Here is a 14,306-nt window from a genome sequence, read left to right as displayed (position 1 = left end):
TGCGCGGCCCGCGTCAGCCGAGGACGGCCAGCGCGTCGATCTCGATCAGCAGCCCGGCGGGCAGCCCCACGTACACGGTGGTGCGGGCGGCCGGGGCCTGCTTCAGGCCCTGCTCCTCGAAGTAGGCGTTGTAGAGCGCGTTCATCTCGCCGAAGTGGTCCGTGTCGGTCAGGTAGACGCGGATCATCATCACGTCGTCCCAGCTCGCGCCGCCCGCCTCCAGCACGGAGCGGACGTTCTCCAGCGTCTGGAGGGTCTGGGCGCGCAGGGTGGGCCCGGCGGGGGTCGGCGGCTGCCCCTCGACGTGCGGGAGGAAGCCGACCTGGCCGGCGACCTGGAGCAGGTTCCCCTTGCGCACGCCGTGCGAGAACCTGGCGGGCGGCGTGGTGTGGGTGTCGGGGGTGATGGCGATCTTGTCGGTCACGGCGTGTCCTCCTGTGCGGGTTCCTGTACGAGGTCCTGGTCCGGGTCCCGGGCGGAGCCCGAGTACTCGCGGCTGATCGCGTCGGCGCTGCGGCGCACCAGGGGCAGCAGTTCGAGCAGTGCGTCGGCGCCGACCACCACGGTGGGGGCGGAGACCGACATGGCGGCGACGACCCGCCCGTCCGGTCCGCGCACGGGCGCGCCGACGCAGTTGATGGACTCCTCGTGACCGCCGAAGTCGGTGGCCCAGCCCTGTTGCCGCACGAGGTCCAGCTCGCGCAGGAAGGTCTGCGCGTCGGGGGTGGAGCGGGCGGTGTACGCCGGGTACTCGATCCGGTCGGCCAGCGCCCGCCGTTCGGCCTCGGGCAGGTCGGCGAGGAGGAGTTTGGCGACGGCGGCGACGGTGAGCGGGACGGGCCTGCCGATGCGGGAGTACATGCGCACCGGGTAGCGGCTGTCGACCTTGTCGACGTACACGACCTCGTCGTCCTGGTGGAGGGCGAGGTGCACGGTGTGGCCGGTGAGCCGGTTCAGCTCGACCAGGTGCGGGTGGGCGATCCCGCGGATGTCGAGGTTCTCGATGGCCTCGGCGGCGAGCGCGAAGATGCGGGCGCCGAGGCGGTAGCGGCCGTCCTGCTGCCGGTACACGAAGCCCTGTTCGTGCAGGGTGCGCAGCAGTCGCAGGGCGGTGCTCTTGTGCACGCCGAGGTCCTCGGCGACCTCGCCGAGGCCGGCGGGGCCCCGGGCCAGGACGGGGAGGATCCGCAGGGCCCGCTCCACCGATTGGCTCACGCCGTGTCCTCTCGTAGCGGGCCTCCGACGCGGCTCCCGCGGCGGGGGGAACGGAGGGGAACGGAACCGACACCGTTGACCCGTCGTCATCCGGGATGTTAGACAGCCACAGGCACCACCCGCAACGCACGTTGCGTCACACGCAACGCGAGAGGATTCCGTATGGGCAGCGAAGCAGTCCGACGTCTGGCCGACGAGCCGGTCGACCACCGGTTCAAGGGTCTCCCCCCGGACGCCGAACGCGCCTCCCTCACCGTCGGGCAGCTCGCGGCCGAACGCCGGAACCTGCACACCGGCGGGTTCACCACCCCCGTCCTCACCCTCGACGCGGACGCCCTCGCCCACAACCTGGCGGCGCTGGAGACCTACGCCGAGCGCCACCACCTGTCCTTCGCCCCGCACGGCAAGACCTGCATGGCCCCCCAGTTGTTCCACCGCCAGTTGGAGCACGGCGCCTGGGGCATCACCGCCGCCGTGCCGCACCAGGCCCGCGTCTACCGCGCCTTCGGCATCGGGCGGATCTTCCTCGCCAACGAACTCGTCGACCCCGCGGCCCTGGCCTGGGTGGCCGACGAACTCGCCGCCGACCCCGACTTCCGGTTCGTCTGCTACGTCGACTCCGTGCGCGGCGTCCAGCTGATGGACCGCGCCCTGCGCGGCCGGCCGGCCGTCGTCGACGTGGTCGTGGAGCTCGGCGCCGGCGAGGGGGCCCGTACCGGCGCCCGCACCGACGAGGACTGCCACGCCGTCGCGGACGCCGTCGCCCAGACCGACACGCTGCGCCTCGTCGGCGTCGCCGGCTACGAGGCGGAGGTCCCCGACGCCGACCCCGACCGCGTCCACGCCTACCTGCGCCGGCTCACCGACCTCGCGGTCGCGTTCGACAAGGCGGGCCGGTTCGCCCCGGACGTCGAGGAGATCGTCGTCAGCGCCGGCGGCTCCGCCTGGTTCGACGCCGTCGCGGACGTCTTCGCCGCGATCCCGGAGCTGTCGCGGCCCGTCCTGAAGCTGCTGCGCTCCGGCGCGTACGTCTCGCACGACCACGGCTGGTACACCCGCCTCACCCCCTTCAACCGGGTCCCGGAGGAGGGCGGGCTGCGTCCCGCGTTCCGCCTGTGGGCCCAGGTGGTCTCCCGGCCCTCCCCCACCCAGGCCTTCGTCAACGCGGGCAAGCGCGACGTCGCCTACGACCTCGGGCTGCCCGAGGCGGAGCTGGTGCGCGACGCCCTCGACGGGACCGAGCGCCCGGCCACCGGCGTCCGGGTCGTCAAACTGTCCGACCAGCACGCCTGGTTGGAGACGGACTCCGCCGAGGACGTCCGGGTCGGCGACTGGGTGGCGCTCGGCATGTCGCACCCGTGCACCATCTTCGAGAAGTGGCCGTTGATCCCGGTCGTGGAGGCCGACGGCACGGTCACCGACTACGTGCGCACCTTCTTCTAGTCGTGGACCTCGTCATCCGGGGGGCCCGCGTCGTCGACGGCACGGGCGGGCCCTCGTACCTCGCGGACGTGGGCGTGCACGAGGGCCGCGTCGCCGCGATCGGGAAGCTCGGCACCGGCCGCGAGACCCTCGACGCGCACGGCCTGGCCCTCGCCCCCGGGTTCGTCGACATGCACGCGCACAGCGACCTCGCGCTGCTCCGCGACCCGGACCACGGCGCGAAGGTCGCCCAGGGCGTGACCCTGGAGGTGCTCGGCCAGGACGGCCTGTCCTACGCACCCGTCGACGACCGCACCCGCGGCGAGGTGCGGGCCGCGATCGCCGGGTGGAACGGCCCGGGCGACGACGTCGACTTCGACTGGCGCGACGTCGGCGGCTACCTCGACCGCCTCGACCGGGGCATCGCGGTCAACGCCGCCTACCTCGTGCCCCAGGGCACCGTGCGCGCGACGGTGCTCGGCTGGGACGACCGTCCCGCGACCCCGGCCGAGCTCGACCGGATGCGCGCGCTCGTCGCCGAGGGCCTCGCGCAGGGCGCCGTGGGGATGTCCTCCGGGCTGACCTACACCCCCGGCATGTACGCGTCCGGCGCCGAACTGGCCGAGCTGTGCGCGGTGGTGGCCTCGTACGGCGGCTACTACTGCCCGCACCACCGCTCGTACGGGCACGGGGCGCTCGCCGCCTACGCCGAGATGGTCGAGCTGGCCCGCGGGGCCGGCTGCGCCCTGCACCTCGCGCACGCCACCATGAACTTCGACGAGAACGAGGGCCGGGCCGGGGAGCTGCTGGACCTCCTCGACGCGGCGCTGGCCGACGGCTGCGACATCACCCTCGACACCTATCCGTACACCGCCGGCTGTACGACCCTCGTCGCCCTGCTCCCGAGTTGGGCGAACGCGGGCGGGCCCGAGGCGGTCCTCGCCCGGCTCGCGGACGACGCCGAGGCCGAGCGAATCCGGTACGCGCTGGAGGTGGAGGGCGCGGACGGCTGCCACGGGGTTCCCGTGGACTGGGCGACGATCGAGATCTCGGGTGTCGGCGATCCCGCCTTCGACGCGTACGTCGGCACGCGCGTCACCGGTTGGGACGCCGCCCGGCGGCTGTTGCGGGGAGACCGGCTGCGGCCGACGATCCTCCAGCACGTGGGGCACGAGGAGAACGTCCGCGCGATCATGCGGCACCCCGCCCACACCGGCGGCTCGGACGGCATCCTGCGCGGCGCGAAGCCGCACCCCCGGGCGTACGGCACCTTCCCCCACTACCTGGGGCGCTACGTGCGCGAGCTGGGGGTGCTCACCCTGGAGGAGTGCGTGGCGCACCTCGCGGGCCGGCCGGCGGCCCGGCTGCGCCTGCCCGACCGGGGGCTGGTGCGGGTCGGGTACCGGGCGGACCTGGTCCTCTTCGATCCGGACACGGTCGCGGCCGGGTCCACGTACGCACGTCCGCGGGTGCTGCCGACCGGGATCCCGCACGTCCTGATCGACGGGCGTTTCGTGATGCGGGACGGTCGCAGGACCGACGTCCTGGCCGGGCGTTCGGTACGACGGACGCCGCATTCCGGCCGCTGACGGTTCAATTGAGCCGCTTACGATGAGCGGCATGCTCGCCTTCGCCCCCGCAGCCCTCTTGTTTGTCTTCTTCTGTGCGAGTGTGCGGGAGGACCGGCGGCGATTTCGCAACGCGGTCCTCCTCGGGCTCACCTTCATCAGCCTGGCGATGGCCCTGCTGTTCCAACTCACGCACCTCCCCGACACGCTCGCGAAGATCGTCGCGGTCGCGGTGTTCCTGGTGCCGGTCGTCGGGGTCGTCGCCCTCGCCTGTTTCCTCGTCGCCAACGGGGTGACGATGGTGCGCAAGGAAGGCCGCAGCCCGGGCAACCTGCTGTCCTTGCTGGCCGGTCTGGCGATCTTCGCGGTGCTCGCGCTGGCGGCCGTCGCGATGGCGAGCGGCTCGACCAAGGTGGCCGGGATGACCGCCATGGTCATCATGATCGCGGTGTACGTCTCGTTCCTCTTCGTCTGTTTCCTCGCCTACGCCTACCTCTACGGGCGGATCCGGGTGCGCGGCGACGTCGACTACGTGGTGATGCTCGGCTCCGGCCTCGTCTGCGGGGACCGGGTGCCCCCGCTGCTGGCCTCCCGGCTGCGCAAGGGCCTGCGGATCTACGTGGCCCAGTGCGCCCGCGGCGGCACCGCCCCGCTGCTGCTGCCCTCGGGGGGCAAGGGGTCGAACGAGGAGGTCGCGGAGGCCCGGGCGATGGCCGACTGGCTGATCGCGGAGGGCGTGCCGGCGGACCACGTCGTGCTGGAGGACCGCTCCCGCACGACGGAGGAGAACCTCACCTTCAGCAGGACCATCATGGAAGAGGGGAAGGCGGACTACCGCTGCGTGGTGGTCACCAACAACTTCCACGCCTTCCGCGCGGCCATGATGGCCCGCAAGGTCGGGGTCAACGGCCAGGTGCTGGGTTCCCCGACGGCCGCGTACTTCTGGCCGAGCGCCACGATCCGCGAGTTCGTCGCCGTGTTCGTGGAGCACAAGGGCGTCAACCTGACGGTCTGCGGCACGCTCTTCGCCTTCGGGGCGCTGCTGACGCTGCTGGCCGGCTAGTCGGGAGACGAGGGCGGGGCGGCCGGTTTCGGGGCCCCGGCCGGGCCGACGTGCGTTCATGGGGATGGCGCCGGAGGATGGGGGCCAGGGGGCACTGGAGGAGGTACGCGATGGACAGTGAATCGGACCAGCGGCCCAGCCGACCGGCCCACCTCTACACCGGGGCGGAGCGTCCGTTCGACCCTGAGGACCTTGTGATGGCGCGCGGCCAGGAGCCGACTCCGGAGCGGCTCGAAAAAGCGCGTCAGATGATCGAAAAGGAGGGTCCGGCGGCGCTGGAACGCTACCTCCCGTAGCGCGCGCCTCCCGACCGGGCGCCGCCCGACACGTTCGCGACGCGTCGGGCGGCGCCCGCGTCATGCGACGTCGGGGACCACCGCGTCCCCGCCCCCACCCCGCGCTTCGGATCGAAGCGCGGGCTCCTGCTCGCCCTGTCCGAGTACGGCGTGCGCGACGTCGCGGAGCTGCGCCAGCGGGCGGTACGGTACGCACCCCGCGCGGGCGGGGCCGCCGCCCCCGCCCGTCCCCCGAGGTGACGAGCGCAACACGATCGTCACCCTCGTACGCACACACCCGTTCCGCAGGGCGGGACGGGCGCCGGACCCGCGTTTCCAAGGACGGACCGCACCGCCACCCACCGATCGCGCGAAATGGGGCAAATCCTCCCCCTCTTCGTGGTGCGCAATTCGAAGCGGGTCCGCGGCGGGCCCCGTAAGCTCCCGTCATGCAGGTGATCCAGTCAACGAAACTCGCCAATGTCTGCTACGAGATCCGCGGGCCCGTGCTCGAAGAGGCCATGCGGCTCGAAGCAGCAGGTCATCGCATCCTCAAGCTCAACACCGGCAACCCCGCAGCCTTCGGCTTCGACTGCCCGCCGGAGATCCTTGAGGACATGCTCCGCAACCTGGGCAACGCCCACGGTTACGGGGACGCGAAGGGGCTGCTCTCCGCGCGGCGCGCGGTGGTGCAGCACTACCAGACCAAGGGCATCGAGCTGGACGTCGAGGACATCTACCTCGGCAACGGCGTCTCCGAACTGATCCAGATGTCGATGCAGGCCCTGCTCGACGACGGTGACGAGGTACTGGTCCCCGCGCCGGACTACCCGCTCTGGACCGCCTCGGTCAGCCTGGCCGGCGGCACCGCCGTCCACTACCGCTGCGACGAGCAGGCCGACTGGATGCCGGACCTCGCGGACATCGAGCGGAAGATCACCGACCGCACCCGCGCGCTCGTGATCATCAACCCGAACAATCCGACCGGCGCCGTCTACGACGACGAGATGCTGCGCGGACTCACGGACATCGCGCGGCGCCACAACCTCGTCGTCTGTTCGGACGAGATCTACGACCGGATCCTGTTCGACGGCGCCACCCACACGAACACGGCCGCGATCGCGCCGGACCTGCTGACCCTGACGTTCAACGGGCTCTCCAAGAACTACCGCGTCGCCGGCTTCCGGGCCGGCTGGATGGCGGTCTGCGGGCCCAAGCAGCACGCCTCGTCGTACATCGAGGGCCTGACGATCCTGGCGAACATGCGGCTGTGCGCCAACATGCCCTCGCAGCACGCCGTCGCCACGGCCCTCGGCGGCCGGCAGTCGATCGTGGATCTGGTCCTGCCCGGCGGACGGCTGCTGGAGCAGCGCGACACCGCGTATGACCTGCTGACGCAGATCCCCGGCATCACCTGCGTGAAGCCGAAGGGCGCCCTGTACCTCTTCCCGCGACTGGACCCGTCCGTCTACAAGATCAAGGACGACCGGCAGATGGTCCTCGACCTGCTGCGATCCGAGAAGATCATGGTCGTGCACGGTACGGGCTTCAACTGGCCGGAGCCCGACCACTTCCGCATCGTGACGCTGCCGAACGCCAAGGACCTGGCGGACGCGGTGACGCGGATCGGCACCTTCCTCGACGGCTACAGCCAGCCATAGGAGCGGGACGGCCGGCCGGATCACACCGATCGACCGGATCGAGCACAACTTTAGAACGAATCCAATGTAGGATGGCTTCCTGACCCACGCAGGAGGCCTCCGCATGTACGAGCCGATCCGCAGCAAGTCGGTCGTCCACCGCATGGACGGCGGCCGCACCGACTACCCGCACAGCAGCCGCGGCGAGGCGCTGGACATCCAGCTCGCCGGGCACCTCTCGGCGCTGCTCGCCGTCACCGACGACCTCGGACTCGACGAGGCCGGCGACCGGATCGCCGAACAGATCACCCGGCTGCGCGGCGCCCGACCCGACCGACTGCGCGGGCCGCGGGCGGAGAACACCGCCGCGCTCCACCAGCGGGCGCACGACCACGCCGCCCGCGCCCTGCTCGTCGCCGCGTCCCGCGCCGACACCACCGCCGCGATCCTCGCCGCCGAGCGGATGGACGCGCACGCCGCCGCCCTGCGCTCCGCCGACGCGGACCTGGCCGGCGCCCACTGACGGCCCCGGTCCGGGGCCGCGGAGGCTCCGGACCGGGCGCCATGCACCCCCGCGATCAGAGCACCGGGGCAGGCGGCGGACCGCTCAGGGCGTGCTCGCCGAGGGCGTGGGGCTGAACTCCGCCCCCGCCACCCCGCACCACGGCACCTTCGCGGCCGGCCACACCGGACCCACCACCTCCGCGTGTTCCGTCGCCCCGCGCGCCACCCCGGGGATCCGGGCCAGCGCCTGGGCCGCGCGCCCGCCCGGCTCCGGCTCGGCGCTCTCGCGGAACTCCACCGTGACCAGGTACGCGCTCGCGCCCGGGACCCGGCCCGTCACGTCCACCCCGGCCACCACCCGGCGGCCGACCGGATCGACGCGGCACGAGGTGACCCGCACGTCGTCCACCGCCGCCCCCGGCGGGACCTCCGCCGGCTCGCCCGGCCCCTCGCCGCTGGCCCACACGTACAGGCCCAGCGGAGCGAACACCAGCAGCCCGGCCAGCACCACCAGACCGACCAGCCAGCCCTGCCACTTCAACGCGCTCACGCCCATGGCACGATCCTCCCGGCAGCCCGCCCCTCCCACCAGCACCCACGGGCCCACACAGCATTTCGAAGCGGGACCCCGTCACCGTCGCCCGTTCGAACACGGCCCGCCGGCTCGGCAGTCGTGGGCGTGGCGCGACGAGGCGAAACGCGTGACGGCGGACCTCCGTGAAACGGAGGTCCGCCGTCAGCAGACGCACACGACATACCTTGGGGAGCGCGAACGCTCCTGACGATGGTCACGTGCTGCGGTGGGAACCGCTTGGTCGGGGGCTCCCACGTTCTCGGGCCCCGGTCGGGGCGGGCGGGTCAGCCCAGGCGCTCGACGAGCGCGTGGTACTGGTCCCACAGTTCCTTCGGCGTGTGGTCGCCGTAGGTGTTCAGGTGCTCGGGGACCAGCGCGGCCTCGTCGCGCCAGATCTCCTTGTCGACCGTCAGGAGGAAGTCCAGGTCGGCGGCCGGCAGGTCCAGGCCGTCGGTGTCGAGGGAGGCCACGGTCGGCAGGACGCCGATCGGGGTCTCGACGCCCTCGGCGGTGCCGTCGAGGCGCTCGACGATCCACTTCAGGACGCGGCTGTTCTCGCCGAAGCCCGGCCACACGAACTTGCCCGCGTCGTTCTTGCGGAACCAGTTCACGTAGTAGATCTTCGGGAGCTTCGCCTGGTCCTTGCCCTTGGCCACGTCGACCCAGTGGCCCATGTAGTCGCCCATGTTGTAGCCGCAGAACGGCAGCATGGCGAAGGGGTCGCGGCGCAGTTCGCCGACCTTGCCCTCGGCGGCGGCGGTCTTCTCGGAGGCGATGTTCGAACCGATGAAGACGCCGTGGTTCCAGTCGAAGGACTCGGTGACCAGCGGCACCGCGGAGGCGCGGCGGCCACCGAAGAGGATCGCGGAGATCGGGACGCCCTTGGGGTCCTCCCACTCGGGGGCGATCGTCGGGCACTGGGAGGCTGGAACGGCGAACCGGGCGTTGGGGTGCGCCGCCGGCGTCTGCGAGTCCGGAGTCCAGTCGTTGCCCTTCCAGTCGATCAGGTGGGCGGGCGACGTCTCGGTCATGCCCTCCCACCAGACGTCGCCGTCGTCGGTGAGCGCGACGTTGGTGAAGACGGTGTTGGCGTACATCGTCTTCATGGCGTTGGCGTTGGTGTGCTCGCCCGTGCCGGGCGCGACGCCGAAGAAGCCGGCCTCGGGGTTGATCGCGTACAGGCGACCGTCCTCGCCGAAGCGCATCCAGGCGATGTCGTCGCCGACGGTCTCGACGGTCCAGCCGGGGATCGTGGGCTCCAGCATGGCCAGGTTCGTCTTGCCGCAGGCGGACGGGAAGGCGGCGGCGATGTACTTGGCCTCGCCCTGCGGCGGGGTGAGCTTGAGGATCAGCATGTGCTCGGCCAGCCAGCCCTCGTCACGGGCCATCACGGACGCGATGCGCAGGGCGTAGCACTTCTTGCCGAGCAGGGCGTTGCCGCCGTAGCCCGAACCGTAGGACCAGATCTCGCGGGTCTCCGGGAAGTGCGAGATGTACTTGGTGGTGTTGCACGGCCACGGCACGTCGGCCTGACCCTCGGCGAGCGGAGCACCGAGGGTGTGGACGGCCTTGACGAAGAACCCGTCGGTGCCGAGCTCGTCGAGGACGGGCTGTCCCATGCGGGTCATGGTGCGCATGGCGACCGCGACGTAGGCGGAGTCGGTGATCTCGACGCCGATCGCGGAGAGCTCGGAGCCGAGCGGACCCATGCAGAAGGGGACGACGTACATCGTCCGACCCTTCATCGAGCCGCGGAAGATGCCCTGCCCACCGTCCGTGCCGGTGAAGAGCGCCTTCATCTCGGCCGGGGCCTTCCAGTGGTTGGTCGGGCCCGCGTCCTCCTCCTTCTCGGAGCAGATGAAGGTCCGGTCCTCGACGCGCGCGACGTCGGAGGGGTCGGAGGCGGCGTAGTACGAGTTCGGGCGCTTCGCCGGGTCGAGCTTCCTGAACGTGCCCTGGGCGACGAGCTCCTCGCACAGGCGCTCGTACTCGGCCTCGGATCCGTCACACCAGACGATCCGGTCCGGCTCGGTGAGGGCGGCGATCTCGTCGACCCAGGAGATCAACGCCTTGTGCTGCGTCGGGTTGGAAGTGGGAGCCGCGTTGTCGCGCGCCACGATCGCTCCTTGTTGAGGGGTTTGTTGGTGTTTGCCCCGTGGGGGCTGCGACCCGGACGCTTCGCGCTCCGCTCATCCGGTGCCGACCGCACTCATCTGATCATCCGGTGCATGTGCGCATATGTCCAGAGGGCTTCTCACGTGAGCATTCCCACTCGCGTCAATCTTCCGTAAAGAGCACTGACGGAAACCTACGGACCCGTAGGTAACATGTGGGCCATGACTTCTGACGCCGCCGCCGCTCCGGCTTCCGAGGCCGCACCGGCCGATCCGGCCCACCCGATCGTCGAGGCCGTCGAGGCCGTCGAGTCCGCCCTGGAACACAAGCCGCTGCTGCGCGGCTGGCTCCACCTGGGAATGTTCCCCGCCGTGATCGTCGCCGGCCTGGCGCTGATGGCCTTCACCGACTCGACCGAGGCGCGCGTCGCCTGCGGGGTCTACATCCTCACGGCCTGCCTGCTGTTCGGCGTCAGCGCGGTCTACCACCGCGGTACGTGGGGCCCCCGCGGCGAGGCGATCCTGCGGCGACTCGACCACGCCAACATCTTCCTGATCATCGCGGGCACCTACACCCCGTTGACCGTCCTGCTGCTCCCGCCCTCCACGGGGCGGACCCTGCTGTGGGCGGTGTGGATCGCCGCCGGCGCCGGCATCGCCTTCCGCGTGTTCTGGGTCGGCGCCCCGCGCTGGCTCTACACGCCCTGCTACATCGCGATGGGGTGGGCGGCCGTCTTCTTCCTCCCCGACTTCATGCGGACCGGCGGCATCGCCGTCCTCGTGCTGGTGATCGTCGGCGGGCTGCTCTACAGCGTGGGAGGGGTCATCTACGGCATGAAGCGCCCCAACCCCTCCCCCCGCTTCTTCGGGTTCCACGAGGTGTTCCACTCGCTGACGCTCGCGGCCTTCGTCGCCCACTACGTGGGCATCTCCCTGGCCGCCTACCAGCACTGACGTCGCCGGGCCGCAGGCTCAGGGGCGCGCGCCGGCCACCTGCTCGGCCAGTTCGGCCGGTTCGGTCGTGGGACGGGCGCAGACGAAATGCCGGCAGACGTACGCCGTCGGGAGGTCGTCCTTCAACGCGCGGTCGGCCAGCAGGGGAAACTCCGCCGCGCCGCCGTCCGCCGCCCGGGGCAGTCCGACCGCCACCACCGCGCCGGGAGCCGTCCCCAGCAGCGCCGTCCGGTGCAGCACCGCCGTCGCCGGATCCTCGGGATGGCCCACCACGGCCACCTCGCGCGGCCCGTCCATCAGCGCCTCCGCGACCGCCAACCCGTGCCCAATGAAACGCGGCACCCGCGGCCCGAGCGCCTGGACCACCCCGAGCGCCCGCTCGGCGGCCGTACGGTGCGCCTGGGAACCCGACTGCGCGGCGTACGAGAGCAGCGCGCCGGCGGCCGCGGTCCAACCCGAGGGCGCCGCCGTGTCCGTGGGATCCTGCGGACGCCGGATCAGCTTCTCGGCGTCGTGCGCGGTGTCGTACAAGGAACCGTCCTCGGCGGTGAACCGGTCCAGCACCAGGTCCACGAGGAAGCCCGCGAACTCCAGCCAGACCCCCTCGCCGGTCACCGAGGCCAGCGCCAGGAAGCCCTCGGCGACATCGCCGTAGTCCTCCAGGACCCCGGAGTTGGGGCCGACGTTCCCGTCCTTGCTGGTGCGGGCCAGGCGGGGCGCGGCCGTCGCGTCGAAGTGGACCCGCACCAGCAGGTCGGCCGCCTCGGTGGCGCGCTCGACGAGGTCGGGCCGCTCGAAGTACGCCCCGCACTCGGCGAGCGCGGCGATCGCCAGCCCGTTCCAGGCGGCCACCACCTTGTCGTCCCGACCGGGCGCGGGCCGCCCCGAGCGCGCCGCGAGCAGCCGGGCCTTGATGTCGGCGACCTTCGCCGCGTCCAGGGTCGGCCCGTCCTGCGGGAGTTGCAGCACGGACGTGCCGTGCTCGAAGGTCCCCTCCTCGGTCACCCCGAAGCAGAGGGCGGCCGCGTCCCCGTCCTCCTCGCCGAGCACCTCGCGCAACTGCGCGGGCGTCCAGGCGTAGTACGCGCCCTCCACGTGCTTGCCGGTCAGCGGGTCCTCGCTGTCGGCGTCGAGGGCGGAGGCGAAACCGCCCTCGCGGGTGCGCAGCTCCCGGACCATGAAGTCCGCGGTCTCCAACGCCACGCGGCGGGCGAGCTCCGACCCCGTGGAGCGCCAGAGGTGGGCGTAGACCCGGCACAGCAGCGCGTTGTCATAGAGCATCTTCTCGAAGTGCGGCACGACCCACTCGCGGTCGACCGAGTACCGGGCGAACCCGCCGCCCAGCTGGTCGTAGATGCCGCCGCGTGCCATCGCCTCACAGGTGTCGGCGGCCATCTGCAGGGCCCCCTCGGCCCCGGTGCGGGCGTGGTGGCGCAGCAGGAACTCCAGCACCATGGACGGCGGGAACTTCGGCGCGCCGCCGAAGCCGCCGCGGGTGGCGTCGTACTCCCGCGTCAGCGCGAGCAGGGCCCGCGCCGCCTCCTCGGGGCCGGGGGCCTCGGCCTTGCCGTAGTCCAACTGCCGCTCGGACAGGTCCCGCGTGATGCGCCGCGCGACCTCGGCGACCTCCTCCGGCCGGCCGACCCACGCGGTGCGCACGCCTTCGAGCACCTGGGTGAAGGAGGGCATGCCGTGCCGGGGCTCGGGCGGGAAGTAGGTGCCGAAGTAGAACGGCTCGGCCTCGTCGTTGAGGAACACCGTCATGGGCCAGCCGCCCTGCCCGGTCGCGGCCTGCACGGCCTCCATGTAGACGGCGTCGACGTCGGGCCGCTCCTCGCGGTCCACCTTGACGTTCACGAAGTGCTCGTTCATGTAGGCGGCGGTCAGTTCGTCCTCGAAGGACTCATGCGCCATGACGTGACACCAGTGACAGCTCGAATACCCCACGCTGAGCAGCACCGGCACACCGCGCTCGCGCGCCTCCGCGAACGCCTCCGGCGACCAGGGCCACCAGTCGACGGGGTTGTCGGCGTGCTGGAGCAGATACGGCGAGGTCTCGTTCGCGAGGCGGTTCGACATGGGCCCATCCTTGCGCACGAGTGCCCCGGGCCCTGGATGCGGCACGACGGTCCAGGCGTACACGACGCGCCTGCGGGCGGACCGGTTCCGGCAAGACCCGCGCGGTCTGCCTCATTCCGGCCGGACCAGCCCGGCAACAGGCCCCGCACAGCGCCGCAGGTGTCCCACTCCGGGTCGACATTGAGCAGCAGATCACGAGCTAGCCATGTCGGTTGCAGAGCGAACGACACGTTGATGCAGCAACAGAGGCTACCTCCACCCCTTCTTGTGCAAATGACAGTAACTGAAGTACCCTACAGGACATGCAAGCTGACGCATGGTCACCAACATCCGTGCTGCTGACCGTCGACCTCGTGATCCTGACGCTGCGCGAGGGGCGACTGTGCGTTCTCCTCGTGGAGCGGGGCGAAGATCCTTTTCGGGGCATGCCCGCCCTGCCCGGCGGATTCCTGAATCACGACGGCGAGGAGATCCTGGACGCCGCCCACCGCGAGCTGAGCGAGGAGACCGCCTTGGCCGCCAACCGTGTGCACCTTGAGCAACTGGCCACCTACGGAGACTCAGGCCGCGACCCACGGGGCCGGGTGGTTTCCGTGGCCCACCTGGCGATCGCGCCGGGGCTCCCCGATCCGGTCGCAGGAACGGATGCCACCGACGCCGCATGGGTTCCCGCGGAAGCCATCCTTTCCGGCGAATTGGAACTGGCCTTCGACCACCGCAGGATCGCGACGGACGGAATCGAACAGGCGCGCACCAAGCTCGAGTTCTCAGCCTCGATCCACCGCGTGATCTCTGGTCACGCGGTGTGATTGTTTTCGGGGCGGGTTTCCGGTTTTGGGCAGGGTGGGTTTCCGGCTGGCCGCTGCCGGTGGCGGGTTCTCCAAGGTCTTCCAGGTCG

12 protein-coding genes and 1 pseudogene are annotated in these 14,306 nt (G+C 71.4%); 8 read left to right on the top strand and 5 right to left on the bottom strand.

The annotated features are described in order from the left end of the window. Positions 1–13: 13 nt before the first annotated feature. Both OTB19_RS19465 and OTB19_RS19460 read right to left on the bottom strand, forming a co-directional pair. Entirely contained in the window at positions 14–424 is a 411-nt protein-coding gene (locus tag OTB19_RS19465; RefSeq protein ID WP_267799558.1) for a RidA family protein, read from the bottom strand. Next, positions 421–1,215 (bottom strand): IclR family transcriptional regulator, encoded by a 795-nt coding sequence (locus tag OTB19_RS19460; RefSeq protein ID WP_267799556.1) that lies wholly within the window; start codon positions 1,213–1,215, stop codon positions 421–423. Before OTB19_RS19460 ends, OTB19_RS19465 begins: the two co-directional genes overlap by 4 nt. A 162-nt stretch (positions 1,216–1,377) precedes the next feature. Here OTB19_RS19460 and OTB19_RS19455 point away from each other — a divergent pair, with 162 nt between their 5' ends. The 6 genes from OTB19_RS19455 (at position 1,378) to OTB19_RS19430 (ending at position 7,706) form a co-directional block, all read left to right on the top strand. After that, positions 1,378–2,658 carry an amino acid deaminase gene (locus tag OTB19_RS19455; RefSeq protein WP_267799555.1) on the top strand — a complete coding sequence of 427 codons (1,281 nt, stop codon included), beginning with the start codon at positions 1,378–1,380 and terminating at the stop codon, positions 2,656–2,658. Between the two features lie 2 nt (positions 2,659–2,660). Beyond that, positions 2,661–4,226, top strand: coding sequence for an N-acyl-D-amino-acid deacylase family protein (locus OTB19_RS19450; RefSeq protein ID WP_267799554.1), 1,566 nt, complete (start codon positions 2,661–2,663; stop codon positions 4,224–4,226). Positions 4,227–4,257: 31 nt separating this feature from the next. Then, on the top strand, positions 4,258–5,268 hold the full coding sequence (locus OTB19_RS19445) for a YdcF family protein (protein WP_267799553.1): 1,011 nt from the start codon (positions 4,258–4,260) through the stop codon (positions 5,266–5,268). A 110-nt stretch (positions 5,269–5,378) separates the two neighbouring features. Next, positions 5,379–5,564: a hypothetical protein gene (locus OTB19_RS19440; protein ID WP_053682191.1), complete on the top strand. Its 186-nt coding sequence runs from the start codon at positions 5,379–5,381 to the stop codon at positions 5,562–5,564. A gap of 428 nt (positions 5,565–5,992) precedes the next feature. Next, positions 5,993–7,204 (top strand): pyridoxal phosphate-dependent aminotransferase, encoded by a 1,212-nt coding sequence (locus tag OTB19_RS19435; protein ID WP_267799552.1) that lies wholly within the window; start codon positions 5,993–5,995, stop codon positions 7,202–7,204. Positions 7,205–7,307: 103 nt separating this feature from the next. Further along, complete coding sequence (locus tag OTB19_RS19430) at positions 7,308–7,706, top strand: hypothetical protein (protein ID WP_267799551.1); 399 nt, start codon at positions 7,308–7,310, stop codon at positions 7,704–7,706. Positions 7,707–7,790: 84 nt separating this feature from the next. Here the strand turns inward: OTB19_RS19430 and OTB19_RS19425 are convergent, their stop codons facing one another. Next, the gene (locus OTB19_RS19425; protein ID WP_267799550.1) at positions 7,791–8,237 is read right to left on the bottom strand and encodes a hypothetical protein; all 447 of its coding nucleotides are present in this window, start codon (positions 8,235–8,237) and stop codon (positions 7,791–7,793) included. A 308-nt stretch (positions 8,238–8,545) separates the two neighbouring features. Beyond that, positions 8,546–10,378, bottom strand: a complete 1,833-nt coding sequence (locus OTB19_RS19420) for a phosphoenolpyruvate carboxykinase (GTP) (RefSeq protein ID WP_267799549.1) — start codon at positions 10,376–10,378, stop codon at positions 8,546–8,548. A 210-nt stretch (positions 10,379–10,588) separates the two neighbouring features. Here OTB19_RS19420 and trhA point away from each other — a divergent pair, with 210 nt between their 5' ends. Then, positions 10,589–11,329 (top strand): PAQR family membrane homeostasis protein TrhA, encoded by a 741-nt coding sequence (gene trhA, locus OTB19_RS19415; protein ID WP_420716864.1) that lies wholly within the window; start codon positions 10,589–10,591, stop codon positions 11,327–11,329. A gap of 18 nt (positions 11,330–11,347) precedes the next feature. Here trhA and OTB19_RS19410 read toward each other — a convergent pair whose 3' ends face one another. After that, positions 11,348–13,408: a thioredoxin domain-containing protein gene (locus OTB19_RS19410; protein WP_267799547.1), complete on the bottom strand. Its 2,061-nt coding sequence runs from the start codon at positions 13,406–13,408 to the stop codon at positions 11,348–11,350. Positions 13,409–13,710: 302 nt separating this feature from the next. Between OTB19_RS19410 and OTB19_RS19405 the strand changes: the two are divergent. Continuing rightward, positions 13,711–14,181: pseudogene (locus OTB19_RS19405) on the top strand (NUDIX domain-containing protein); the annotation flags it as partial. Between the last annotated feature and the right edge of the window lie 125 nt (positions 14,182–14,306).

It is taken from the genome of Streptomyces sp. H27-H5, from assembly GCF_026627505.1.
Taxonomy (GTDB): Bacteria; Actinomycetota; Actinomycetes; order Streptomycetales; family Streptomycetaceae; genus Streptomyces.
The sequence above is the reverse complement of the archived record's forward strand: the minus strand, read 5'-3'. Positions and strand labels throughout refer to the sequence as shown.